The sequence below is a fragment of the Delftia deserti genome (assembly GCF_042653485.1).
Taxonomy (GTDB): domain Bacteria; phylum Pseudomonadota; class Gammaproteobacteria; order Burkholderiales; family Burkholderiaceae_C; genus Comamonas; species Comamonas acidovorans.
In genome coordinates this window covers 3057746-3082640 of record NZ_JBHSIH010000001.1, presented here as the reverse complement: position 1 = coordinate 3082640, position 24895 = coordinate 3057746, and the positions used below count along the sequence as shown (strand labels likewise).

At 64.6% G+C, this 24895-nt stretch carries 22 protein-coding genes and 2 pseudogenes; 19 read left to right on the top strand and 5 right to left on the bottom strand.

All coding sequences use genetic code 11. From position 1 onward, the window contains the following. Positions 1 to 39: 39 nt before the first annotated feature. The 5 genes from ACFPFG_RS14990 to cas3f all read left to right on the top strand — a co-directional run bounded on the left by ACFPFG_RS14990 (position 40) and on the right by cas3f (position 8027). On the top strand, positions 40 to 1026 hold the full coding sequence (locus tag ACFPFG_RS14990) for a cation diffusion facilitator family transporter (protein ID WP_380107215.1): 987 nt from the start codon (positions 40 to 42) through the stop codon (positions 1024 to 1026). After that, positions 1023 to 1493 (top strand): D-aminoacyl-tRNA deacylase, encoded by a 471-nt coding sequence (dtd, locus tag ACFPFG_RS14985; RefSeq protein ID WP_380107213.1) that lies wholly within the window; start codon positions 1023 to 1025, stop codon positions 1491 to 1493. The genes ACFPFG_RS14990 and dtd overlap by 4 nt, the downstream gene beginning before the upstream one ends. A gap of 129 nt (positions 1494 to 1622) precedes the next feature. Beyond that, positions 1623 to 3401 carry a dipeptidase gene (locus tag ACFPFG_RS14980; protein WP_380107211.1) on the top strand — a complete coding sequence of 593 codons (1779 nt, stop codon included), beginning with the start codon at positions 1623 to 1625 and terminating at the stop codon, positions 3399 to 3401. 118 nt (positions 3402 to 3519) lie between these two features. Next, positions 3520 to 4542, top strand: coding sequence for a type I-F CRISPR-associated endonuclease Cas1f (cas1f, locus tag ACFPFG_RS14975; RefSeq protein WP_197953529.1), 1023 nt, complete (start codon positions 3520 to 3522; stop codon positions 4540 to 4542). Continuing rightward, complete coding sequence (cas3f, locus tag ACFPFG_RS14970) at positions 4539 to 8027, top strand: type I-F CRISPR-associated helicase Cas3f (protein WP_380107209.1); 3489 nt, start codon at positions 4539 to 4541, stop codon at positions 8025 to 8027. Before cas1f ends, cas3f begins: the two co-directional genes overlap by 4 nt. 3 nt (positions 8028 to 8030) lie before the next feature. Here the strand turns inward: cas3f and ACFPFG_RS14965 are convergent, their stop codons facing one another. Continuing rightward, positions 8031 to 8342 (bottom strand): HigA family addiction module antitoxin, encoded by a 312-nt coding sequence (locus tag ACFPFG_RS14965; RefSeq protein WP_183020088.1) that lies wholly within the window; start codon positions 8340 to 8342, stop codon positions 8031 to 8033. Positions 8343 to 8420: 78 nt separating this feature from the next. After that, complete coding sequence (locus tag ACFPFG_RS14960; protein ID WP_183020089.1) at positions 8421 to 8702, bottom strand: type II toxin-antitoxin system RelE/ParE family toxin; 282 nt, start codon at positions 8700 to 8702, stop codon at positions 8421 to 8423. A gap of 166 nt (positions 8703 to 8868) precedes the next feature. Between ACFPFG_RS14960 and csy1 the strand changes: the two genes are divergently transcribed. Genes csy1 through cas6f form a run of 4 tightly spaced genes read left to right on the top strand, consistent with a single transcriptional unit; the run spans position 8869 to position 12946 of the window. Further along, positions 8869 to 10218, top strand: a complete 1350-nt coding sequence (gene csy1, locus ACFPFG_RS14955; protein WP_380107206.1) for a type I-F CRISPR-associated protein Csy1 — start codon at positions 8869 to 8871, stop codon at positions 10216 to 10218. After that, positions 10215 to 11291: a type I-F CRISPR-associated protein Csy2 gene (csy2, locus tag ACFPFG_RS14950; protein WP_312371062.1), complete on the top strand. Its 1077-nt coding sequence runs from the start codon at positions 10215 to 10217 to the stop codon at positions 11289 to 11291. Before csy1 ends, csy2 begins: the two co-directional genes overlap by 4 nt. A 54-nt stretch (positions 11292 to 11345) precedes the next feature. Then, positions 11346 to 12374: a type I-F CRISPR-associated protein Csy3 gene (csy3, locus tag ACFPFG_RS14945; RefSeq protein ID WP_312371065.1), complete on the top strand. Its 1029-nt coding sequence runs from the start codon at positions 11346 to 11348 to the stop codon at positions 12372 to 12374. Continuing rightward, positions 12374 to 12946 (top strand): type I-F CRISPR-associated endoribonuclease Cas6/Csy4, encoded by a 573-nt coding sequence (gene cas6f, locus ACFPFG_RS14940; RefSeq protein WP_380107204.1) that lies wholly within the window; start codon positions 12374 to 12376, stop codon positions 12944 to 12946. The genes csy3 and cas6f overlap by 1 nt, the downstream gene beginning before the upstream one ends. Before the next feature lie 373 nt (positions 12947 to 13319). Here cas6f and ACFPFG_RS14935 read toward each other — a convergent pair. Continuing rightward, positions 13320 to 13840: pseudogene (locus ACFPFG_RS14935) on the bottom strand (integrase core domain-containing protein); the annotation flags it as partial. A gap of 90 nt (positions 13841 to 13930) precedes the next feature. On the opposite strand from ACFPFG_RS14935, the gene ACFPFG_RS14930 reads away from it, so the two are divergent. The 3 genes and pseudogenes from ACFPFG_RS14930 to ACFPFG_RS14920 all read left to right on the top strand — a co-directional run bounded on the left by ACFPFG_RS14930 (position 13931) and on the right by ACFPFG_RS14920 (position 16236). Continuing rightward, positions 13931 to 15133 (top strand): pyridoxal phosphate-dependent aminotransferase, encoded by a 1203-nt coding sequence (locus ACFPFG_RS14930; RefSeq protein WP_380107202.1) that lies wholly within the window; start codon positions 13931 to 13933, stop codon positions 15131 to 15133. A gap of 96 nt (positions 15134 to 15229) precedes the next feature. Then, positions 15230 to 15489: pseudogene (locus ACFPFG_RS14925) on the top strand (SDR family oxidoreductase); the annotation flags it as partial. A gap of 36 nt (positions 15490 to 15525) precedes the next feature. Beyond that, positions 15526 to 16236 (top strand): ribonuclease activity regulator RraA, encoded by a 711-nt coding sequence (locus ACFPFG_RS14920; protein WP_312371074.1) that lies wholly within the window; start codon positions 15526 to 15528, stop codon positions 16234 to 16236. A 279-nt stretch (positions 16237 to 16515) separates the two neighbouring features. On the opposite strand, the gene ACFPFG_RS14915 is transcribed toward ACFPFG_RS14920, so the two are convergent. Next, on the bottom strand, positions 16516 to 17403 hold the full coding sequence (locus ACFPFG_RS14915) for a LysR family transcriptional regulator (RefSeq protein WP_183020096.1): 888 nt from the start codon (positions 17401 to 17403) through the stop codon (positions 16516 to 16518). 153 nt (positions 17404 to 17556) lie between these two features. Between ACFPFG_RS14915 and ACFPFG_RS14910 the strand changes: the two genes are divergently transcribed. From ACFPFG_RS14910 to ACFPFG_RS14880, 7 genes are all read left to right on the top strand, one after another. Next, positions 17557 to 18000 carry a VOC family protein gene (locus ACFPFG_RS14910; protein ID WP_183020097.1) on the top strand — a complete coding sequence of 148 codons (444 nt, stop codon included), beginning with the start codon at positions 17557 to 17559 and terminating at the stop codon, positions 17998 to 18000. 171 nt (positions 18001 to 18171) lie between these two features. After that, positions 18172 to 19491: an MFS transporter gene (locus ACFPFG_RS14905; RefSeq protein ID WP_183020098.1), complete on the top strand. Its 1320-nt coding sequence runs from the start codon at positions 18172 to 18174 to the stop codon at positions 19489 to 19491. 75 nt (positions 19492 to 19566) lie between these two features. After that, positions 19567 to 20961 carry an acetyl-CoA carboxylase biotin carboxylase subunit gene (locus ACFPFG_RS14900; RefSeq protein WP_183020099.1) on the top strand — a complete coding sequence of 465 codons (1395 nt, stop codon included), beginning with the start codon at positions 19567 to 19569 and terminating at the stop codon, positions 20959 to 20961. Further along, entirely contained in the window at positions 20961 to 21689 is a 729-nt protein-coding gene (gene pxpB, locus ACFPFG_RS14895) for a 5-oxoprolinase subunit PxpB (protein ID WP_183020100.1), read from the top strand. The genes ACFPFG_RS14900 and pxpB overlap by 1 nt, the downstream gene beginning before the upstream one ends. Further along, the gene (locus tag ACFPFG_RS14890) at positions 21682 to 22650 is read left to right on the top strand and encodes a 5-oxoprolinase subunit C family protein (protein ID WP_183020101.1); all 969 of its coding nucleotides are present in this window, start codon (positions 21682 to 21684) and stop codon (positions 22648 to 22650) included. The genes pxpB and ACFPFG_RS14890 overlap by 8 nt, the downstream gene beginning before the upstream one ends. Before the next feature lie 9 nt (positions 22651 to 22659). Further along, positions 22660 to 23430: a LamB/YcsF family protein gene (locus tag ACFPFG_RS14885; RefSeq protein WP_183020102.1), complete on the top strand. Its 771-nt coding sequence runs from the start codon at positions 22660 to 22662 to the stop codon at positions 23428 to 23430. Positions 23431 to 23446: 16 nt separating this feature from the next. Then, positions 23447 to 23674, top strand: coding sequence for an acyl-CoA carboxylase biotin carboxyl carrier protein subunit (locus ACFPFG_RS14880; protein WP_183020103.1), 228 nt, complete (start codon positions 23447 to 23449; stop codon positions 23672 to 23674). 324 nt (positions 23675 to 23998) lie between these two features. On the opposite strand, the gene ACFPFG_RS14875 is transcribed toward ACFPFG_RS14880, so the two are convergent. Further along, positions 23999 to 24757: a sulfite exporter TauE/SafE family protein gene (locus ACFPFG_RS14875; RefSeq protein WP_012203149.1), complete on the bottom strand. Its 759-nt coding sequence runs from the start codon at positions 24755 to 24757 to the stop codon at positions 23999 to 24001. Between the last annotated feature and the right edge of the window lie 138 nt (positions 24758 to 24895).

Here is a 24895-nt window from a genome sequence, read left to right as displayed (position 1 = left end):
TGGTCTAATCCGCAGCACCCCCACCTATCGCAGCGCAGCATGGCCGAATCCACTCCATCTACCGCCAACGCACCCGACTGGATGGCGCCGCACAGCCTGCTGCGCATCTCGGTGGTCGTGGCGCTGCTGACCATCGTGCTCAAGACCCTGGCCTGGTGGCTCACGGGCTCGGTGGGCCTGCTGTCGGATGCGCTCGAATCCTTCGTCAACCTGGCCGGTGCCGTGTTCGCGCTGACCATGGTCACCATCGCCAAGCGGCCGGCCGACACCGACCATCCCTATGGGCACCACAAGGCCGAGTACTTCTCTGCGGGCTTCGAGGGCATTCTGGTCATCGGCGCCAGCCTGGCCATCGCCTGGGCGGCGCTGGCGCGGCTGTGGAACCCGCAGCCGCTGGAGCAACTGGGCTGGGGCCTGGCGCTGTCCGTGATCAGCTCCGCGCTCAACGGGCTGCTGGCCGTGGCCATGCTGCGTTCGGCGCGCCAGCACCGCTCCATGGCGCTGGAGGGAGATGCCCGCCACCTGCTCACCGATGTCTGGACCTCGGCCGGTGTCGTCATCGGCCTGATCGGTGCATCGCTGACGGGATGGCTGTGGCTGGACGCGGCCGTGGCCATCGGGGTTGCGATCAACATCTGCGTGCAGGGCGCGCAACTGGTCTGGCAGTCTTCCCAGGGCCTGATGGACCAGGCGCTGGACGCGCCCGAGCGCCTGCGCATCGACACCGTGCTGGACCGCCACGCGCACCGCGAGCAGGGCGTGGTCTTCGACAACATCTCCAGCCGGCGTGCCGGCGAGCGCAGCTTTGCCGACCTGCACATGCATGTGCCCGGCGACTGGAGCGTGGCCCGCGCTGCCCGGCTGCGCACCGAGATCGAGGCCGAACTGCTGCAGGCCGTGCCCGGCCTGTATGCGCGCATCGAGCTGCTGCCCCTGGGCATGCAGACCGCCATGGAAATCGCCATCGAGGCGGCAGGCCAGGCGGACACTCCTTCCCCCTCCACCGACAAGAACCCCAAACAATGATCAGCATCCTGCAGCGCGTGAAACATGCGCGCGTGGAAATCGACGGCCAGGTCGCCGGCAGCATAGGCCCCGGCCTGCTGGCCCTGGTCTGCGCCGAGCGCGGCGACACCGAGGCCGAGGCCGACAAGCTGCTGGCCAAGATGCTCAAGCTGCGCATCTTTGCCGACGATGCGGGCAAGATGAACCGCAGCGTGCAGGACCTGGACGGGCAGGGCGCCTGCGGGGGCCTGCTCATCGTCAGCCAGTTCACGCTGGCGGCCGATACCGGCGGCGGCAATCGCCCCAGCTTCACGCGCGCCGCACCACCGGCCGAGGGCGAGCGCCTGTACGACTACATCGTCCAGCGGGCGCGTGCCCTGCACCCCGAAGTCGCCACGGGGCGTTTCGGGGCCGACATGCAGGTGCACCTGCTCAACGACGGGCCTGTGACCATTCCGTTGTCGATCGCCCCGGCCGCGGCCGCATAGCTGCCACAGACCTGCTGCAGACCTGCGGTTCTGGTGCGGATTCTGGCGCGATCTGCGAGCACGTCCTGGCCGGGAAAGGCTTGCAAAGCCCGTATTCTTGCGGCCTCAGCATTCATCGACAGACCGACCATGAAGAACCATCCGTTCAAAGCCTCCACCCTGGCCCTTGCCATGAGCATGGCCCTGGCGTGGAGCGGCGCGGCCGGCGCCGACACCCTCAGCAAGCCCGCGCTGGACGCGCTGGCCCAGGCCCAGCCCGCACCTGCCGACTTCGCCAGCTTTCTGAAACAGGCTGCAGCCGCCCAGCCCGTCATCGCCAAGGCCGTGCAGCGCCATGCGGCAGGCCAGGCGCTTGCGGGGGAGGACCTCGACCACATCGCCCGCCTGCTGGGCCTGTACACGCGGCTCACGCAGGAGCGGGCCGTGCTGGCCAGCATCGAGCGCATGGTCGCCCTGCCCACGGTGCGCGACCCCAAGGTGCCGCCGCACGAAAGCCCGGCCATCCTGGCCTTTGGCGAACTGGTGCAGCAGATGGCCAGGGACTTCGGCCTGCAGTACCGCAACGTGGACAACCGCATCTTCGAGGTCACCCTGCCTGCGAACGCCGGGGGAGCGGCAGGCGCTTCGGGCACCGATGAATTCGGCATCCTCACCCATGCGGACGTCGTGCCTGTCGTCCCCGCCGAATGGGTGCTGGATGGCCAGGCCATCGACCCCTTCAAGGTCACGCGCGTGGGCGACAAGCTCTACGGGCGCGGCACCATCGACGACAAGGGCTCCATCGCCACCGTGCTGTTCGCCATGAAGGCCGTCAAGGACAGCGGCCTGCCCCTGTCGCGCGGCATACGCCTCATGATCGAGACCACCGAGGAAACCGGCGGCGACGCCATGAAGTACTACCAGGGAAAGACCACGCTGCCCGCCTACAACATCGTGCTGGACAGCAAGTACCCCGCCGTCGTTGCAGAAAAAGGCTCGGGCGCACTCAAGGCCGTGTTCGACGACGTGAAGGCCGACCCCGCCCAGCCCGCCATCACCGCCATGGCCGGCGCCGCCTCGGCCAACGCCATTGCCCAGACCGCCACGGCCACCATCACGGCCGGCGACGAAGCCGCCATCGAAGCCATCGCCGCGCGCCTGCAGGCGGCCAAGGGGGACTTCACCACCAGCTATGCAGGGCAGGGCGGGCCGTTCACCATCGACATCCAGCGCAGCGGCACCGCAGCCACCGTCAAGGTCACGGGCACCTCGGCCCACGGCTCGCGCCCTGAGGAAGGCGTCAACCCCGTGCCGCGCCTGACGCTGTTCCTGCAGCAGGTGCTCATGCCCACCGATGGCGTGGCCCTGGTCCAGCCCAATGCCTACAGCAACGCCCTGCGCTACATCAACGGCGCCTTCGGCCTCGACTACTTCGGCAAGCAGCTGGGCGTTGCCTATGCCGACGACTTCATGGGCCCGCTGACCCTGTCGCCCAACCTGATCAAGGCGGCAGACGGCAAGCTGGAAGTCACCACCAACGTGCGCATGCCGCGCGGCAAGACGCCCGAGCAACTGCGCACCGAAGTCGAGCAACGCATCACCCGCTGGAGCGCGGCCGCCAAGGTCCCCCTGACCCTGCAATACACCCAGGGCAACTGGATGGCGCGCGACCCCAAGGGCGCCTGGCTGTCCACCCTGCTCAACATCTTCGGCGACACCACGGGCCTGGACGCCAGGCCCGTGGCCACGGCCGGCAGCACCACGGCCAAGCTCATGCCCAACGCCATCAACTTCGGCCCTGCCATGCCCGGCAAGAAGTACACGGCGCACAACGCGCTCGAATACAAGGAGCTGCCCGACCTGCGCGCCGACATGCAGATGTTCACGGAAATGCTGGTGCGCATCGGGAATCTGAAACAGATGCAGTGATCCGCGCTGGCCATTGGAATGCAAAAGCGCCTTGTGAAAGCAAGGCGCTTTTTTCATTCCTGGGAAAATGCAGCGAAGGGGATTGGGAAGTTGATGAAAATCCCTGCGGGAGGCATTCATGCAGGACATCAAGGGCCAGGATCTCAAGACCATTCTCCATTCCAGGCGCGCCAACATCTATTACCTCGAGCACTGCCGTGTCCTGGTCAATGGAGGGCGGGTGGAATACGTGACCGATGCCGGCAAGCGAAGCCTGTATTGGAATATCCCGATTGCCAATACCACCAGCATTTTGCTCGGTACGGGCACGTCCATCACCCAGGCGGCCATGCGGGAACTGGCCAAGGCTGGGGTGCTTGTGGGCTTTTGCGGCGGTGGCGGCACGCCTTTGTTCAGCGCCAATGAAGTCGATGTGGAAGTGGCATGGCTCACTCCGCAAAGCGAGTATCGCTCCACTGAATACCTTCAGGCCTGGGTCCAATTCTGGTTTGACGATGAACTGCGCCTGCATGCCGCCAGACAATTGCAGGCTTTGCGATTGCAGAGGCTGCAGCAGGAATGGGGTGCACGAGCCTTGCGCGAAGCAGGTTTTTCCGTGGACATGGAGCGCCTGAAGGCACTGGTGCAGCAATTTGCGGCGCTGATGGCCAATGCGCCCGATGTCATGACACTGCTGACCGATGAGGCACGGCTGACCAAGGCCTTGTTCAAGCTCGCCGTGGACGCCGTGGGATATGGCGAATTCACGCGCGCCAAGCGCGGCACGGGCACCGATGCGGCCAACCGCTATCTGGACCATGGCAACTACCTGGCCTACGGATTGGGCGCCACGGCCAGCTGGGTGCTGGGCCTGCCCCACGGCCTGGCCGTGCTGCATGGCAAGACGCGGCGCGGCGGCCTGGTGTTCGATGCGGCCGACCTGGTCAAGGATGCCGCCATCCTGCCGCAGGCCTTTCTGTCGGCCATGCGCGGCGACGACGAGCCGCAGTTTCGCCGCCAGTGCATAGAGGCACTCACGCGCAGCGAATCGCTGGACTTCATCATCGACACGCTCAAGCGCATTGCCGTCGACACGGCGCGCATGGCCAGTGCACCCGCCACACCTGCCACACCTGCCGCTATGCAGGAGGCCGACACATGAACGTGCTCTTCGTCTCCCAGTGCAGCAAGCGCGCCCTCACCGAAACGCGCCGCATCCTCGACCAGTTTGCCGAGAGGCGCGGCGAGCGCACCTGGCAGACGCCCATCACCGCGGCCGGGCTCGACACCGTGCGCAAGCTGCTGCGCCACAGCGCGCGCAAGAACACCGCCGTGGCCTGCCACTGGATACGCGGGCGCGACCACAGCGAACTGCTGTGGATCGTGGGTGATGGGCGCCAGTTCAACGCCGAAGGCGCCGTGCCCACCAACACCACGGCCAGCAACGTGCTGCGCGCCGAAGATGAAAGCCACTGGCATCACCTGCCGCTGATCACGGCGCTGGCCGCTTTGGCTGCCCTGGTGCATGACCTGGGCAAGGCCACCCAGGCATTCCAGGACCGGCTGAACAATCCTGGCCTGCGCGAGCGCAACCACTACCGCCATGAATGGGTGTCGGTGCGGCTGTTCCAGGCTTTCGTGGGCGGCGACAGCGACGTGGCATGGCTGCAAAGGCTGGCAGCCTGTATGGATGAGGCCGCCGATGCCCAGGCCTTTGAGGCGCAATGGCTTGATCACCGCAGCGGCCGCCTTCTGCGCGATGGCCTGGACGAACCGCAGGCCAGCCAGCATCTGCCGTTCAAGGCGCTGCCGCCGCTGGCCACCGCCGTGGCCTGGCTGGTTCTGACACACCATCGGCTGCCCTGCATGCCGGTCGCTGCAGGCCGGCAGGAGTCCGACGACGAGCTGGAGCCCGACCGCCGCCAATGGTGCCGCTTCGGCGCGCGCCCGCGCTTCGTCAACAGCAATGAGATCGAGCAGCTGCTGCAGTGCATCAGCGCCGACTGGAACGAGCCGCGCGAGAAAGCCGATCCGGCGAAAGTGCGCTCCCATTGGGACTTCCCGCAGGGCCTTCCGGTGGCCACGGCCGCCTGGCGCAAGCAGGCGGCGCGCTATGCGCTCAAGCTGCAGGAACTGGCGGGCCGGTCGCTTGACGCTGCAAGCCTGGGCGATCCGTTCACGCTGCACCTCTCGCGCCTGTGCCTGATGCTGGCCGACCACCACTACTCCGGCATCGAGGACGAAGCGCGCCGCCGGCCTTTTCGCAATGCGACCTACCCGCTGTATGCCAACACCTTGCGAAAAAGTGCTGCGCCAGGCCTCTCGGCCGCGTTCAACCAGACACTGGACGAACATCTGCTCGGCGTGCAGGCCCATGCCACGCTGGTGGCGCGTTCGCTGCCCACGCTGGCGCGCAGCCTGCCGGCCCTGCGCAGCCATCGCGGCCTCAAGAAGCGCAGCAGCAACGCACGCTTCCAGTGGCAGGACAAGGCTGCCGACCTGGCCGCCAGCGTGCGCCACCGGGCCGCCGGCCAGGGCGGCTTCATCGTCAACATGGCCTCCACCGGCTGTGGCAAGACCCTGGGCAATGCGCGCATCATGAACGCCCTGGCCGAGCCGGGCTTGGGCATGCGCTGCGCCTTCGCCATCGGCCTGCGCACGCTCACGCTGCAGACGGGGCGGGTGTTCCAGAACGACCTGGGCCTGGGCGACGACCAGCTCGCCATCAAGGTCGGCGGCGCGGCCAGCCGCTCATTGTTCGAGTATTGGGAGGCCCGGGCCGAAGCCACGGGATCGGCCTCGCGCCAGGCGCTGCTCGACGAAGGCGGACAGGTGCTGTTCGACGGCAATGACCAGCACCCGCTGCTGCAGCGCCTGACCGACGATGCGCAGGTGCGCTCGCTGATCGCCGCGCCCGTGCTGGCCTGCACCGTGGACCACCTCACGCCCGCCACCGAAAGCCTGCGTGGCGGCCGCCAGATCGCGCCCATGCTGCGCCTCATGACGGGCGACCTGGTACTGGACGAGCCCGATGATTTCGACATGGCCGACCTGCCCGCGCTCACGCGGCTCGTGCACTGGGCGGGCCTGCTGGGCTCGCGCGTGCTGCTGTCCTCGGCCACCTTGCCGCCAGCGCTGGTGGAAGGGCTGTACCTGGCCTACCGCGCCGGGCGCGAGGTCTTCCAGCGCCATCGCGGCGAGCGGCCCGGCGAGCCCCTTGCCATCTGCTGCCTGTGGGTGGACGAATTCCACCAGCAGGCGCTGGACTGCGCCGATGGCGCAGGGTTTCGTGCAGGCCATGAAGGCTTTGTGCAAAGGCGCGTGGCCCAGCTCGCCAAGGCCGAGGTGCGGCGCCTGGCCGCCATTGCCGCATTGCCCCAGGGATGGCATGGGCTGGACCCGGCCGCGCGGCGGCGGGCTTTCGCCCGCATCGCGCTGGAGCACGCATGGCAGCTGCACCAGCAGCCGCGCAACCATGGCATCGATCCCGCCAGCGGCAAGCGCGTGAGCTTCGGCCTCATCCGCATGGCCAACATCGAGCCGCTGTTCGACGTGGCCGTGGCCATGTACGGCCAGGGCGCTCCCGCGCCGGGTGTGCGGGTGCACCTGTGCGTCTACCACTCGCAGTTTCCGCTGCTGGCGCGCTCCAGCATCGAGCGGCACTTGGACACCGTGCTGGACCGCCGCTCCCCCGACGGCGCAGACCCCATCTTCCAGAGGCCGGCCATCCGCGCATTGCTTGATGCCAACAATGAGGCCGATCACCTCTTCATCGTGCTCGGCTCCCCCGTCACCGAAGTGGGCCGCGACCATGACTATGACTGGGCCGTGGTCGAGCCCTCGTCCATGCGCTCGCTGATCCAGCTGGCCGGACGCGTGCGGCGCCACCGGCCGGGTGCGGTGCAGGAGGCCAACATGCGGGTGCTGGACAGCAACCTGCGCGCTTTCGAGCATCCAGGCAGGGCGGCATTCTGCAAGCCGGGTTTCGAGATGGAGCCGGTGGATGACAAGGCGGATACGGCGCGGTACTTCCACCTGCGCTCGCATGACCTGCAATCGCTGCTGGCCAAGCACACCAAGGGCGAGCCCCTCTGGCCCGTGGATGCCCGCGCACGCATCGAAGTGGCCAGGGAGCAGTTCCACCCGGCCAGGAACCTCGTGGACCTGGAACACGCCCGCATGCACGACACCATGCTGCCGCGCCCCGCAGACAGCCCGGATGCCACGCCGGTGCTGCGCGCCGCCAGCCTGCACTGGGCCAGCCCTGCCTGTTTCTGGTTCACGGGGCTGCTGCCGCAGTTCCAACGATTCCGCTACGACCCGCTGCCGCGCGTGGATGTGGTGTTTCTGCCGGACGAGGAGGAAGAGGGCCTGCAACTGCACCGCGTGGTCGATGGCCAGCGGCGGGGCGACAAGCTCCATGTGCTGGTGCAGGACAGCCTGCTGCACGGGGAACCATTGGACCCACGGAAGGGCTCTGTCACTGCATGGGGGCAGGCCGACCTGATGCAGGAACTGTTAGCCCTGGCGGAGGGCAAGGGGCTGGCGCTGGATGCCTGTGCAAACAAGTACGCCACGGCCAGCCTGCCCGACAAGGCACAGGGCTGGCGATGGCATGACGTGCTGGGCTTTGTGGGCCGGGCCTGAGGATCAGGCGGTATGCAGCTGCATCGGATGAACCTGCCTCACGGACGCCTGCAACTCCTCGTTCAGCTCTGCCGTGCGCAGGTCGTAGGCGGTCTGAAGGTTCAGCCAGGACTGAGCGTCGCCCCCAAAAAAGCGGCTCAGCCGCAGCGCCGTGTCGGCCGTGATGCCGCGCCGCTCCAGCACGATGTCGTTCACGCGCGAGGCGGGAACGTGCAGGTGCCTGGCCAGCGCGTTGGCGCTCATGTCCATGGGCTTCAGGTAGTCCTCGCGCAGGACTTCACCTGGGTGTATGGGGCGCATGCCGTTTTTAAGCATGTCTTTCTCCTGTGCTCCTCATTGGGAGGCGCCGGTTCCCAATCTGCCTATGCGGCAGAGTTGGTGTGTCATTGCTCGTCAGTGGTAATCCACTATCTCTACGTCAACCACTCCCTTTTCCGTCCAGACAAAGCAGACGCGCCACTGGTCGTTGATGCGGATGCTGTGCTGGCCCTGCCGATCTCCCACGAGCATTTCCAGGCGATTGCCAGGAGGGCTGCGCAGAAATTCAAGTGTCACAGCCGCATCCAACTGAGCCAGCTTGCGCTCCGCCACGCTCTGGATGTTGGCGAACCGGCGGGTCTTGCCGCTGGTGAACAGGCGCTGGGTTTCCGGGCACTTGAAGGAAGTGATCGCCATAGGTCAGGAATTTTATACCGTTTACCGTTATTCGGTATATCTCTTTGCAGCAGAAAGGAAACGAAGCGCAGAGGAGCAAGACCACCCGTACCGTTCGTTGAAGGACATCGTTGCAGACCACGCAGATCGTGGGTTTGTTCTGAATTTCTTGCAAGGAGGAGAAGCAATGCCACCCACCCCAAGCGCCATGCGATGGCATGACGCCATCGCAACCTTCATCCAGGAGCGCCTCCAGGCCAAGCTGGACAAGTTGGCCGAAGACGACCCCAAGCGCCAGGAGTTGCTGGCTCAGCACCAGCGCGATACCTGGATGGAAGATGCCGCCCGCCGGGTGACGCAAATCCAGGCCGTCACCCATTCCCTCAAGCCCATACACCCTGATGCGCGCGGCACCAATCTCTATGTGGAGCCGGCCAGCCTGCCAGCGTTGCAGGAACTGGGCAGCCATGCGCTGGGGCAGTCCTTCTCTGGCGATGTGGTGGGCAATGCGGCGGCGCTCGACGTCTACAAGTTCCTCAAGGTCGAGGTGGACGGCACCAGCCTGCTGGCCGCGCTGCTGGCGCAAGACCCGGGCGCGCTCCAGGCCCTGCATGAGGACCCGCAGCAGGCCATGGGCTTGCGCGATGCCTTCGTCGGCCTGACCCAGCCGCGCGCGGGTGCACCCAGTTCGCACACGCTGGCCAAGCAGCTGTACTGGCTGACGGGCAGCGATGCCTGTGCCGATGCAGGCTATGAATTGCTGGCGCCGTTGTTTGCCACCTCGCTGGCGCATGCCGTGCATGCGCAGGTGCAGGAAGACCGCTTTGGGGAAAGCAACAAGGCGGCCCGGCAGGCGCGGCGCGAGCGCAAGGCGCATGACGGCGTCTTCCATGACTACCCTGGGCTGGCCGCCCAGAAGATGGGAGGGACAAAGCCGCAGAATATTTCCCAGCTCAACAGCGAGCGTGGCGGGGTCAACTACCTGCTGGCTTCGCTGCCACCGGTCTGGCGCAGCAGCGATGTACGGCTGCCGGTGCATGCCAGCTCCGTGTTCGACAAGCTGTTCATCGGCCGTCCCGAGGTGCGCAGCACGGTGCGCAAGCTGCGTGCCTTCCTTGCGACCGACCCGGAGCCCAACCTGCAAACGCGCGAGCGCCGCGAAGCCTTCATCGATGCGCTGATCGATGAAATGGTCTCGCTCGCCGGCGAAGTGCAGCAGGCCCTGCCCGCAGGCTGGAGCCGCGATGCGGAACGCTTCGGCAAGCTGGTGCGTGAAGAGCAGCTGTGGCTGGACCCATTGCGCACCGAACTGCGCGATGAGGCGGATTTCGCCCGCGAATGGCTTTGGATGGACTGGCCTGCCGAGGTAGGCAAGCGCTTTGCCAACTGGCTCAACAGCCAGCTGTTCGGCCAGTTGCCCGTGGGCGACGCCGAGGCGCGCGTGTGGAAGAAAGAGCTGCTGACCGATGAGGATGGTTTTGTGCAGCAGTTGCGTGAACTGCGTAAACGGATTGAAGGCAGGGAGGACGCGCCATGAGCCAGTCTCCACAAGCGCTTCTCGTCTTCCCCCATCTGCGCGTCCAGAACGCCAACGCCATCTCCAGCCCGCTCACGCACGGCTTCCCCTCCATCACCGCCTTCACCGGCCTGATGTGGGCGCTGGAGCGCAAGCTGGCGCAGGCCGGCATCCCCTTGCGCCTGCACGCGGTGGGCGTAGTCTGCCACCACCATCAGGAGCAGGTCACGCAGGGCTATGTGCGTAGCTTCAACCTTACGCGCAACCCCGTGGACAAGGACGGCAGCACCGCCGCCATCGTGGAGGAAGGGCGCATCCACCTCGACATCTCCCTGGTCTTCGCCGTTTCGGAAAAACGCGCCGCAGGCGCTGCGGCCACGTTGGTGCAGAGTGCCGAGCCGCAGATGCAGCAATGGGCCGATGAAGCCGGGCAAATCCTGTCGCAAATGCGGGTGGCCGGCGGCAGCCTGCTGCCATCGCGCGCCGCGCCCGGCAGGCGCGTGCGACCCAGGCTGTCCGTGCTGGCAGAGGACGCCACCGAGCGCAGCCGCCAGTTCCGAGAATGGCGGCGCCAGTGGCTGCCGGGCTTCGCCCTGGTGGGGCGCGACGACCTGCTGGCCGACCGGCTGCACAGGCTGCGCGACAAAGCGGCGCACACCACGCTGCTCGACGCCTGGCTGCATGCATCGCGCTTCAACCATGAGCCTGTGGCCGCCGCCGAAGGCCAGCCCCCGCCTGCCGATGGCAAGCAGCCATGGGCAGACCCCTGGCGCGGCCCCGGCAGCGGCTGGATCGTGCCCGTGCCCGTGGGCTATGCGGCACTCTCGCCATCACATGCCGCAGGCGAAGTGCTCAACGCCCGCGATGCCACCACGCCGCTGCGCTTCGTGGAGTCGGTCTACTCGCTGGGCGAATGGATCAGCCCGCACCGCCTCACCCATCTGGAGCAACTGCTGTGGCATGCGCACACCGATGAAAAGCGGGGCCTTTACCGCTGCCGCAGCGGCTACGTGCCAGACCCCGCAGCCGGGGCCGACCCTGACGACGCCGCAGCCCAGGAGCAGGAAGACGACGACAGCTATGCATACACCTGACCAGCGTCCTTGCACCGCCGCCTTTCACACCGTATTGCCAAAGGATTGAACACCATGTCCAGCACCCTCAAGACCGCATCCGTCCTCGCCTTCGAACGCAAGCTCGACCCCTCCGACGCCGTCTTCCATGCAGGCAACTGGGAGGACCGGGCGGCCTCCGCCTCCTGGCCCTCCGTCAAGCTGCGCGAGAAATCCGTGCGCGGCACCATCTCCAACCGCCTCAAGACCAAGGATCAGGACCCGGCCAAGCTCGACGCTGCCATCGAGAACCCCAACCTGCAGACCGTGGACGTGGCAGCCCTCCCTGCCGATGCCGACGCGCTCAAGGTGCAGTTCACGCTGCGCGTGCTGTCTGGCGCGGGCACGCCGTCTGCCTGCAACAGCGCCGAATACCAGGCCAGGCTCGCGCAGGCCGTCCAGGCCTATGCCTCGGCCCAGGGCTTTGCCGAACTGGCCAACCGCTATGCGGCCAACCTGGCGAACGGCCGCTTTCTGTGGCGCAACCGCGTGGGCGCGGAAAGCGTGCAGGTACAGGTGGTGCAGCTCAAGGATGGCAAGGCCGGGCAGGCATGGTCGTTCGATGCCCTGGAGCAAAGCCTGCGCACCTTGGACAAGCCTGATGAGAAAGTGGCGGCGCTGGGCAGCGTGATCGCGCAGGGGCTTGAGGGCAAGGCCCATGTGCTGCTGCAGATCACGGCCTTTGTGCGCCTGGGCGCGGGCCAGGAAGTCTTTCCCTCGCAGGAACTGATCCTTGACAAGGGCAGCACCAAAAAGAGCAAGACGCTCTACCAGATCGGTGAAAAAGGCCAGGAGGTCGCCGCCATCCACTCCCAGAAAATCGGCAACGCCCTGCGCACCATCGACACCTGGTACGACGGCGCGCAGGACCTGGGCCCCATCGCGGTCGAGCCCTACGGCTCCGTCACCACCCAGGGCAAGGCCTGGCGCCAGCCCAAGCAAAAGCAGGACTTCTACACCCTGCTGGACGACTGGCTGCTCAAGGACAAGGTGCCGCCCGTCGAGCAGCAGCACTTCGTGATGGCCGTGCTGATCCGCGGCGGTGTCTTCGGCGATGCGAGCTGATGGCCATGACCTCGCACTACATCGACATCACGCTGCTGCCTGACCCGGAATTCAGCCACGCCCACCTGCTGGGCGCGCTGGTCGCCAAGCTGCACCGCGCGCTCGTGCAACTGGGCAGCTCCGACATAGGCATCAGCTTCCCCCGCTACAGCCTGCGCCCGCGCACCCTGGGCACCATCCTGCGCCTGCACGGCAGCGAGGCCGCGCTGCATTACCTGATGGGCCAGCCCTGGCTGCAAGGCATGCGCGACCATGTGCAATGCACGCAGCCAGCCCCGGTGCCGGACGACGCCGTGCCCTGCCTTGTGCAACGACGCCAATTCAAGACCAGCCCCGACCGCCTGCGCCGCCGCCGCATGCGCCGCAAGGGCGAAAGCGCCGAGCAGGCCGCTGCCGCCATCCCCGACAGCGTGGAGCGCACCCCGGACCTGCCTTATGTGCAACTGCGCAGCGCCAGCACCGGGCAGCCGTTTTGTCTGTTCATCGAACACAAAGAAGGGCAGGCCTCCGCAGGGCAGGGGGGCTTCAACACCTATGGGCTGAGCCTGGGGGCCTCTGTCCCCTGGTTCTGACCCTTTTTCAGGCGGCCGGTGGGGTCGCCTTTCAAATCAACGACTTGGCGATGCCTCGGGATTTTGGGGTATTTGCGGGTTGGGGGTGAAAGTTCTTTGAAAATCAATGGATTGGGAGGATTTTTGTCTTGTTCGCTGCCGCATAGGCAGCTCAGAAAGATGTCAGCCGTGATTGCTGTCACGTCCACTGGTTCGCTGCCGCATAGGCAGCTCAGAAAGCAGCAGTTCCTGGCACGCTGCAGGAGTCCGAGTTCGCTGCCGCATAGGCAGCTCAGAAATACGGTTCCGCGCGCAAGGCGCACAAGGGACAGTTCGCTGCCGCATAGGCAGCTCAGAAACGAATGATGTTGCCCCCCGTATTCCCGACCCCACCCTATTCGCAATAAAGCACTTGGTCAGCCCCTGCAGCCTGTTGCCGCCTGAACTCCCGAGGCGACCGCATTTTCAGCGAAGAATGCGGATGCGCCTCGTTGAAGTGCTCGAAGGCCGCTGGCCGTTGCGGCAGTACCGTCCGCGCGTCACGCAGGTCCATGCGCGCCACATGGTCGCGCTTGAAGGTGTTGACGATGCTCTCGGCCATGCCGTTGCTCTGGGGGCTGCAGACGGGCGTGTTGTTGGCCTTCAGGCCTGGCGCGCGTGCCAGTGCCCTCGTTTCGGCGGCGGTGTAGGCACCGGCGTTATCGCTCAAGAATTGCAGCGCATGGGCAGCCGGGACTGCTTCGACCGAACCGAAGCGGTGTTCGACGGCCTCGATGAGCATCTCGCCGCGATAGACGCGTTTGGCATTGGCCCTCTGGGCGCCCGTGCCGTGCGCTGGCGGTTCACCAAGGCACAGGCACGTCGGCAGCCATAGCTGGGCAAGTCCGCAATCTCCTGGCATAGAGGGCGAATCACAATAATAAATTGAGCTTTTTAGAAATTTATATTGCTTTTTTTGCTGAGTTGTCGGGCCTAGGATGAATCTCTCCAAAGACGGGAAGAGACATGACACTCCTAGGAAATCTGCTGCAAGCAGTAAAGCCTTCCCCCACGCTGGCCATCACCAGACTGGCTGGTGAGATGCGTCGCGGTGGCATCGACGTGATTGGGCTTTCGCAAGGAGAGCCGGATTTTCCCACCCCGGACCACATCAGCGCTGCCGCCAAGGATGCCATCGATGCGGGTGCCACGAAGTACACCGACGTCGACGGCACGCTTGAGCTGAAACAGGCCGTCGCGCGCAAGTTCGAGCGGGACAATCAGCTGAGCTACAAGCCCGCTCAAATCAGCGTGGGCACGGGCGGCAAGCAGGTGCTGTTCAATGCCTTGATCGCGACACTAAATCCTGGCGATGAAGTCATCGTGCCGGCGCCGTACTGGGTTTCCTACCCTGACATGGTTCGCCTGGCCGGCGGCACCCCGGTGGAGGTGGTCTGTGGAACCGAGCAGAACTTCAAGTTGACCGCCGCCCAACTGCGCAAGGCAGTCACTCCTCGGACCAAGTGGCTCATTCTCAACTCGCCAAGCAACCCCACGGGGGCCGGCTACTGTGCGGATGAACTGCGGGAACTGGGTGAAGAGCTGCTTCGCCATCCTCACGTCTACGTGCTTACCGACGACATGTATGAGCACCTGCGCTATGACGGCTGGGAGTTCTCCACCATTGCCAGCGTGGTCCCTGAACTCTATGACCGGGTTCTGACGGTCAACGGCGTATCCAAGGCATACGCCATGACTGGCTGGCGCATCGGCTATGCAGGCGGCCCGCAACACCTCATTGCGGCCATGGCGACCATCCAATCCCAAAGCACAAGCAATCCATGCTCGATTGCCCAGGCCGCAGCCGTCGCCGCCTTAGACGGTCCGATGGAGTTCCTGGCCGAGCGGAACCAAGTGTTCGCGCAGCGCCGTGACCTTTGCCTCGATGCATTCCATGCCACCCCGGGGCTCCACTGTCGCCGGCCTGAAGGCGCCTTCTACCTGTTCCCGAACTGCAGCGGCCTTGTGGGCAAGACCACCGAGAAGGGCGAGCACCTGAACAACGACGCAGACATCAGCCGCTTCTTGCTCGAGCAGGGCCGTGTCGCAGTCGTTCCCGGCAGCGCGTTCGGTGCAGGGGGCTACTTCCGCATTTCATTCGCAACCGCTACGGAGCGACTGGAAGAAGCGTGCCGCCGCATCCGCACCGCCTGTGAATCACTGAAGTAAGGAGACTGGCCATGGATTTGGGAGTCAACGGAAAGCGCGCGCTTGTGATGAGCGCAGGCGGGGGATTCGGCAGTGCCATTGCTCTGTCACCCGCTCGCGACGGGCGTGATTGCACCCATTCCGAATTTGGCCCTCTCAAACGCGGCACGCATCTCTTTGGTGGGCTGGTCCAAGAGCCTCGCGAAGGACGCGAAGCGGCTGTGATTGAAGCCGAAAGCAAGGCAGCGATCCCTGCCGGCCGCCATGGAGCGCCGCAGGAGTACGCAGACGTCGTCACGTTCCTCGCCAGCGCACGCGCCTCCTATGTCACCGGCTCCACCACCCGGGTGGACGGCGGCTTGATTGCCAACATCTGACCTGTCCGACTTCCAACCAACGTAGACGGAGACCTTATGACCACTCTCTGCGACGCAGAAGCCTTCAAAGCCCTGGAAGGTGTTACGACCGCGACCCTGACCACTGTTCTTCTGAAGAAGGGGCTGCGCAATGTCTTCATCCGTGGCGCCGCTCCTCTGGCACCTGGCTTGCCGCGTATCGTGGGTCGTGCCTTCACGGTGCGCTTCGTGCCTGCTCGTGAAGACCTCGCCACGCCGGAATCTTGGAGCAACCCAAAATCGACCCGTGCAGCCATCGAGCAGATGCCCGCAGGCTGCATCGCAGTGGTCGATGCAAATGGCGTGAAGGATGCAGGCTTCTGGGGCGACATCCTGTGCGCGCGAATGGCGCAACGTGGCGTGGCCGCGTTGGTGAGCGACGGCGCCGTGCGTGACCTCGCAGGCGTGTTGTCGACGAAGCTGCCTGTCTGGGCCAGCGGCGCGGCTGCTCCTCCGTCTGTTGCAGCCCTCACGTTCGTTGATTGGCAGCAGCCCGTTGGCTGCGGTGGCGTCGCGGTGTTCCCGGACGACATCATCGTCCTCGACCAAGATGGCGGCGTTCTGGTTCCCGCTAGTCTCTTGCAGGAAGTGGTCGCCCAAGCTGTTGAGCAGGAGCGCCTGGAGGGCTGGATTATGGAAGAGGTCCAAGGAGGGGCCGTTCTTCCAGGCCTGTATCCGCCGAACGCCGAAAACAAGGCCCGCTACGAGGCGTTCAAGAACAAGGCCTAAGGCGCGAATCCACGCAGCTCTACGGGGCTGTTGGGCGCCTGCTTTTTTACTGGACTGTCCGCCGAAGGGTAGTATCGTCTGGGCCATTCGGGCCTCCCAGCACGATGCCCGAGTCACGGTCCGGTTCGCGTCGAGATAGTTCCCCTGTGGCCAGGGCATCGAAATGTCGTGCGTCATGGCCGAGGAAGTCGAGGGCGCGCGCAAAGATCCCCTCGTCCTGCCAAGAGATGCTGCGCACGATGCATGCGGTACGTCGCGCTTGGAAGCGAAGGTTGCCATTCACTTTTCGTCAGGCTGCGCTGCACCGTAAGCGTCCGTGATGAGGTGGGCGAGCGAGCGCGACGCGTCGCTCATGTTCCGCTTGCTGCGATGGACCAGTCCAATGTCACGGTGGAACGTGTCCTCTCCCAAGTCGATAACCCGCACTGCCGCTGGCCAGCGGCGATTGCGCATCGCCTGGGGAACCAAGGAAACTCCAAGCCCCAGGGCCACCAGTCGAATCAGGGCGTCCAGCTCATCGGCCTCGCACACATCTCTGACCGGAATGTGCTCCTTGCGGAGGAACCGCTCGACCTGGCGGCCGGCGAGCGACTTCCTGTCGTACCGGACAAACGGCATGGTCATGAGCAGCTCACGCCAGCTCAGGTCTGGGGCGTTCCGTGGAACGATGAGTCGAAATGGTTCCTTGGCCAGCGTCGTCCACCGGAGGTCACTGTGAAGAGAGAACGGAGGTCGGATGACGACGGCCATCTCCAACTCGCCAGCATCCACCAAGTTGGTCAGATCCATCGATAGTCCCGGCACGAGCCGGGTCCGACTGTCAGGGAACTGGCGATGAAACTTGGCCAGGGCTTCAGGCAACAGGTAGGACTGAGCCGAGGCGATGGCGCCGATGTTGAACTTGATGGAGGTCTGGGGGCCGACTGTCCCAGTGCAGAGTTCTGTGTAGAGCTGAATCAGCTGTTCAGCCTGAACGACCATCTGATGTCCGCGGTCATTGAGCCGTGCGGTGCGTCCGGAGCGGTCGAAGAGGTCGTACCCGACCTCAGCCTCCAGGCGCTGCATCTGGGCACTGATGGCTGATTGCGTCAGGCCAATCTTGTCTCCAGCCGCTGAGAAGGTGCCCTCCCGAGCGACAGCCAGAAGTGTTTTTAGTTCTCGAATCATGGGGTGTCCTCGCTAGCGGGGCCAGGTTGGCAAAGCCTTTGGCTTCCGGTATTGCACAAATAAAATTTGTGAAAAGCCAGAATATAAATTGCTTTTTTTCTTGTGTCGGGGTGGATATCGTATGACCCGTATCAACACAATTCCGCGAATAGTATGCTGACCCCCACGACCAATCCTGCGATGTTGTCACCCTTCCATGTCGCATTTCCTGTGCACGACCTGGAGCTCGCCCGCAAGTTCTACGGCGAGACCCTCGGCTGTCCGGAGGGCCGCAGCTCTCCCGACTGGATTGACTTCAACTTCTACGGACACCAAATCGTTGCCCACCTGGCGCCAGGCGAAGCAGGTACTGCCCAGCTCAACGCCGTCGACGGTCACGGCGTGCCCGTTCGCCACATGGGCATCGTTCTGCCCCGCGAAGAGTGGGACGCAATGGCCGAGCGCCTGAAGGCCAAGGGCATCAAATTCATCATTGAGCCCTACATCCGCTTCAAGGGCGAAGTGGGCGAGCAAGCCACGATGTTCTTCCTGGACCCGTCTGGCAACGCCATGGAGGTCAAGGCCTTCTCAAACATCGAAATGCTCTTCGCCAAGTAAGCGGCGAATCTTTCTGGTTGAGGCCTTCCGTCGCAGCGAGGGCCTGGACAGCCGGTACAGCCCGGCTACAAGCGTCACCGGCTTTCGGCTTCCGAGCAAGGAGCTGAAGCACTGCTGCGCTCATCTCTCGCCATTAAAGAGCTATCAAGCCACCTGAGAGGAGACAAAAAAATGTCCACCCATGTTCAAGCCGGGGCAGCTTCTGCTGCATCCGCAAATCCTGAGGCGCGCTCTGCTGCGCGCAAAGCAGCCCTCGCTGCCCTTGTCGGTACTGCAATCGAGTACTACGAGTTCGGCATCTATGGCTACATGGCCGCAACTATCGGACCCCTGTTCTTCCCATCCACTGACCCGACAGCCTCGCTGCTTGCAATCCTTGCAGTGTTTGGCAGCGCCTTCGTGATGCGGCCCGTCGGCGGCATTGTTCTGGGGCGACTGGGTGACCGAATCGGCCGAAAGGGCATCCTGCTGGTCACCGTCATCGGCATGGGTGTCGCGACGGCTGCCATCGGCATGCTTCCCGTGACTGCCTCGATTGGCCTGGCAGCACCTGTCCTGTTGGTGCTCATCCGGCTCATACAAGGTTTTTTTGCAGGTGGTGAAGTCACTGGCGCAGCTGCATATGCCGTTGAATCTGCGCCCGCTGGAAAGCGCGGCTACTACGGTGCGTTCACGCCTGTCGGTGTCGCCATCGGCGGCGCCGTCGCGGCCATCACCTGCGGCTCGGTCTCGGCACTGCTGAGCCCGCAGGAGATGCAGGATTACGGCTGGCGCATTCCATTCCTCCTGGCCATTCCGATGGTCATCATCTCGGCGCTGGTTCGCCGGAGCATTGAGGAGTCCGCCGCCTTCAAAAACTTCCAGGCACATAACGAGCCGCCCAAGGCGCCGCTGCGCGAGGTCCTCACGAAGTACCGTGGCGAAGTGGCAAAGGTCACCATCCTGGCTTTCGGTCAGAACGTTGGTTACTGGGTTGGATTGGTGTTCATGAACATCTACCTGACCACCTACCAGAAGTTCGACAAAACGTCGGTGTATTGGCTGATGGCTGCAGTAAGCCTCACCATGGCCGCGCTGATGCCGATGTTTGGTGCGTTGTCCGACCGACTGGGCCGCCGCAAGGTCCTGGGCATTGGCTTCGTCGGCTACATGCTTTTAGTGCTGCCGATGATGATGATGATGTCCAAAGGTAGCTTCCTGCTCGCGGCCATCGGCATGTTCCTCATCGCGCTGCCGCTGCCTGTCGTTCAGTCCGTGGGATACCCCACCTACGCTGAGCAATTCCCGACCCGCGTGCGCTACACCGGCATGGCCTTCAGCTTCAATATCGGCGCCATTCTGGGCGGGGGGCTTACCCCGTATCTCGCCACGTCACTCATCGCCCATACGGGCGACCTGCAATCGCCCGCCTATCTGCTCATCGGGGCGGCGGTCATCAGTCTGCTTGCAGTTCTCGCACTTCGTGAAACCTCGCGTTCGAAGCTCGATTGAGCTGCAGTGAAATGCCGACGCCAGGGCCCGCGCAGTCCTGGCCTTGCCGTCGGCTTTGGAAATGGAGCAATCACCATGATTAAGAACGTTCTCATCGCCAACCGCGGTGAAATCGCCTGCCGCATCATCCGCGCGTGCAAGGCATTGGGCATAGGCACGGTCGCCGTTTTCTCGGATGCCGACGCCAACGCCCTGCACACCAAACTCGCCGACAAGGCTATCCACATCGGAGCAGCTCCCGCGACGCAGAGCTACCTGGACATGGACAAGGTGCTGCAGGCGGGCATCCAGGCAAAGGCCGATGCAGTTCATCCGGGCTACGGCTTTCTGTCTGAGAACACAGATTTCGCCCGCGCGGCCGAGCAGGCCGGACTGACCTGGATCGGCCCTGAGCCTGACACTATTGTTGCCATGGGCGACAAGCAGCGTGCTCGCGAGATTGCCAGGCAATATGGCGTGCCGGTGCTGCCGGGGAGCGAGCGGCTGGCGCCTGGCCAGACCGAACTATGGCATGAGCAGGCCCGTTCCCTGGGCTTTCCCCTTCTTGTGAAGGCGGTAGGCGGCGGCGGTGGCATCGGCATGAAGCGTGTTGACACGCCCGAGGCTCTCGAGGCGACCGTCGCCAACGCACAAGGCGTTGCCGCAAAGGCATTCGGCCAGGCCGAGGTTTACTTGGAGCGATACGTCGCCCGTGCTCGACACATCGAAATCCAGGTGTTCGGCTATGGCGACGGCCATGCTGTCCACCTCTTCGAGCGAGAGTGCTCCGTCCAACGCCGTTTCCAGAAAATCATCGAGGAAAGCCCGGCCCCTGGCGTACCTGCCGAAGTGCTGCAACGGATGGCCGATGCCGCCGTGGCACTTGCGGCGGGCCAGCGCTACCGTGGGGCGGGTACCGTCGAGTTCATCATGGACGCAGCCACACAGGAGTTCTTCTTCCTGGAGATGAACACGCGCATCCAGGTGGAACACGCGGTCACCGAAATGATTACCGGCTGGGACCTGGTCCAGCAGCAGATTCTGCTGGCCGGCGGCGCTACGCAGCGCCGCGAGCAGTCCGACATCAGACGCGGCGGCGCAGCCATCGAGGTCCGCATCTACGCTGAGAACCCGGCGAAACAGTTCCTGCCGTCGCCTGGCGAGCTCAAGCGTTTCGAGCTTCCCGCTGCTGCCGCCCATCTTCGGGTGGACTGCGGCGTTCAAGAGGGTGACCGCATCACGCCCTACTACGACCCCATGATTGCGAAGCTCATCAGCTTTGCGGATGACCGGTCGGCCGCCATTGTGGGGCTCGACGAAGCACTCCAAGGTGTGCACATTGAAGGCATCCAGAACAACGTGGCATTCCTTCGGGCCGTACTTGCGCACGAGGAATTCACGGCGGGCCGTGTCGATACCGGCTTTGTCGAGCGTGACCGAGCGGCACTTTTGGCCGCCATGCAGGCCGTGGCTGCTGAAGAGGTGGCGTGATGAGCGCACCGGCAAGCGTCGACTCTCGACTGCGTCCCATCGGGGAGACCTGCCTTTTCGTGAAGTTCGGCGATGTACTCAGTGTGGACGCCAACCGCAAAGCTTGCAGCTTCGTGACGGACGTCCAGGCGGCTGGCTGGAACTTCATCACCGACGTGGTTCCCTGCTTCCTGGGTGTGGGACTGCACTACAACCCGGTGCAGGTACCCGTTCAATCGGGCGAAAGCCCTCTTGGGGCACTCCGCCGTATGGTGGCGGCCCTGGTCGCTGCTGCAACTGAAACCGGAACCCAGAACACCCGCGTGGTCGAGATTCCAGTTTGCTACGGCGGAGAGTTTGGCCCCGACCTGGACGAAGTAGCCCTGGCTGCAGGGCTTCGTGCCATCGATCTGGTTTCCAGGCACTGCGAGACCACCGGCCATGTGTTCCTCGTGGGATTTGCTCCTGGCCACCCCTACATGGGCCTCTGGGGCAGCGAGTTCATGCTGCCCCGCCGCAGCACGCCCCGCACCCGCGTCGCGTCGGGCTCGGTAGCCGTAGCCAACCGCCAGTGCGTCATCTATCCGTTCGACCTGCCTGGAGGCTGGAATGTCATCGGCCGGACCCCGCTCACGCTGTTTGATGCCAGCGCAAAGGAGCCTTGCCTGCTCGCCCCCGGCGACCAGGTCCGCTTCATCCCCATTTCTCCAGAAGAGTTCGCTGCCCGGCAGCCGTCCAATCATGTCTGAGTCCAGCTCCAGTATCGAGGTCTTGAAGCCAGGCGCCTACACGACGGTGCAAGACCTCGGTCGCACCGGCTACCAGCACCTCGGTGTCCCCGTGTCGGGAGCCATGGACGAAGTGGCGCTTCGCTTGGCCAACTCATTGGCAGGCAATTCGGCTCATGCAGCGGCGCTGGAGGCCACCCTCATGGGCCCGGCTCTCCGATTCAGTGCGGATACCGTCATCGCGTGCTGTGGTGCCGACCTGTCCGCTTCTGTTGATGGCATGGCCGTGCCGCTGGCAACAGCTTTCCCCATCAAGGCAGGAGCCATTCTTCAGTTCGGGCGCAAGGTGTCGGGCGTGCGCAGCTACCTGGCGGTCCAGGGAGGTTTTTCGGTGCCCGACGTGATGGGCAGCTCAAGCACCTATGCACGCGCTGGCTTTGGCGGGTTCGGCGGTAGAGCACTGCGCAAAGGCGATGTCCTGCACTTCAAGTCCGCTGTACCAAGCATTCCTGAACGGAGCCAAGCTGCTTTGTCTGCCGAGACTGCTTTGCTGGCGGCAATGGTCAGCCAGGGGCCAATTCGGGTGGTCGCAGGTCCGGAGTGGGATGAGTTCACTCCCGCAGCGCGCGAGCAATGGCTGGGCCAGGCGTGGCGAATAAGCGCTCAGTCCGACCGCATGGGCTATCGCTTCGAGGGTGCCGTGCTCGCACGGAACACGCAGTCCAGCATCCTGTCCGAGCCCGTGACCTTCGGTACCGTTCAAGTGCCTCCCGATGGTCAACCCATCGTCCTGATGGCTGAACGGCAGACGACGGGCGGCTATCCCCGCATTGCGAATGTCATCGCGGCCGACCTGTTCCGCCTCGCCCAGTGCGCTCCTGGTGACCACGTGAGGTTCGTCCTGGTCGACATGGACACTGCTCAGCAGTTGCTCATCGAGCGTGCAAATCTCTTCAAGGCCCTGGAGGCCAGCTTCCCCTGAAAGAGCACGATGAAAAGTCTGGATTTGAATTGCGACCTGGGCGAAGGCTTCGGTGTCTACCAGGTCGGCGATGACGAGCAATTGCTCCAATACGTCACCTCGGCGAACGTCGCCTGTGGCTTCCACGCTGGCGACCCCAGCACCATGGCGAAGACCGTGCGTCTGGCGGTCGCTTCGGGGGTCTCCGTGGGGGCCCACCCAAGCCTTGCCGACCTGCAAGGCTTTGGCCGGCGCGAGATGGTCGTGTCTCCCGCGGAGGTCTACGACGCCGTGGCCTATCAGCTGGGTGCCTTGAAAGCCATCGCGAAAGCTGCTGGCACAAGCGTCCGGCACGTCAAGGCACACGGCGCGCTCTACAACATGGCTGCCAAGAACGAGCAGTTGGCTGAGGCCATCTCTCGGGCCGTGAAGGACGTGGACAGTTCGCTGGTCTTCTATGCACCCGCTGGGACACTGTCGGTCACCGTGGCCCGCGACGTGGGCCTGCGCGTGTTGTGCGAGGTGTTTGGCGACCGCACGTACCAGGACGACGGAACCATCACGCCGCGAAAGCTCCCGCGGGCAATGATTGCCAGCCTTGATGAATCGGTGGCGCAGGTGAAGAACATGCTGCAGGACGGCTTCGTGCGTTCACTCTCGGGGCGCGAAATTCCCATCGAGGCAGACACGCTCTGCATACACGGCGACCAGCCTGGGGCAGTTTCTTTCGTCAAGGGCTTGCGGGAGGCTCTGATTGCCGCTGGCGTGACGCTCTCTGCACCCTCCAGTACGTCCCACTGATTTGCCAGGAGACACCATGTTTCAAAACACCCTCTTCGCCGAAGTCGGCGGCACCGTTGCAAAAATCGTTGCGCCGGTCGGCTCTCACGTCAACGCGTTCGATGAAGTTCTTGTTTTGGAGTCCATGAAAATGGAGTTCTCCGTCGGAGCCCCCAGCAGCGGCACTGTGCTGGAGGTTTTGGTCACCGAAGGAGATGTCATTGCAGAGGGCCAAGCACTTGCCGTGATGGAATGCCCGGAGTAACCGATGCTCGCGGCGCACCGCTGGACAGTCGTGGTGGGCTGGCGCGCTCGGCTGACGTAGCGGCCTTGCGGCAACGAGCGCCAGACCACCGGGCCTGCAGTGGATGCCCTGGTTCGCTACCGCACAGGCAGCTCAGGGCCAATCCGGTTCGGCGCAGCGTGTTTCGATCAGGGCAACCAGCCCCGTTTCTGCGCTGGCAAGCCCTGGCCCCGCCACACAGCGGCTCTCAGCCAGGCACGGACGCGGCGACGCCGGAGAAATCCACTGGCAAGCGCGTATCAAAGACAGCGCGGAGTGCCGTGCCGAAGATGTAGCTTTCTGGCCTCACTGCCTCCAGAAAAACACCCCCGCCATCACCAGCCCCGTCAGCACGATGCCCGCGCGCAGCCATTCGGGCGGGATGCGGCGCGCCAGGCGGGCGCCGCCGTAGCCGCCTGCGGTGGCGGCGATCATCATGACCAGTGCCTGCTCCCATTGCACGACGCCGCCGGCCGCATAGATGGCGACGGCAATGGCCGTGAGCAGGGCGGAGACCAGGTTCTTCATGCCGTTCATGGCATGCAGCCTGGTCTGGCCCAGCAGGCCGAACAGGGCCAGCAGCAGGATGCCCAGGCCGCCGTTGAAGTAGCCGCCGTAGATGGCCACGGCCAGCATGCCGGCGCCGGCCTTCAGGGGAGATGCATGGGCGGCATGCTCGGCGCTTCCGCGCGACGCCATGCGCCTGAGCTGGGGCGCGAAGGCGAACATGGCGGTGGCGGCCAGCAGCAGCCAGGGGACGACCTTGCGGAACAGGTGGTCGGGCGTGACCAGCAGCAGGGCCGCGCCCAGAGAGCCGCCGATGAGCGACAGCACGATCACGCCGCGCATGCCCAGGCCGGGCGGCGGCTCCATGTCCTGCCGGAAGCCCCAGGCACCGGCCATGTAGCCGGGCAGCAGGGCGACGGTGCCGGTGGCGTTGGCGGCCACGGGCGGCACGCCGGTGAAGACCAGGGCGGGCAGGGTGAGGAAGCTGCCGCCTCCGGCGACGGCATTGAGCGCGCCCGCCACGAAGGCGGCGCTCATGAGCAGGGCGATGTCCCACATGGGTGTTGTCTCCTCCTGGGGCGCCGCATGGATGGGCTGCGGGCCCTTGTTCTGATGGCTTGGGGCAGGGCCGATCTTAGGGGCAGGAGAGGGCACCGGATGTCGCCCCGGTGCGTCAGAAAGTCAGGGCTGTTTTGC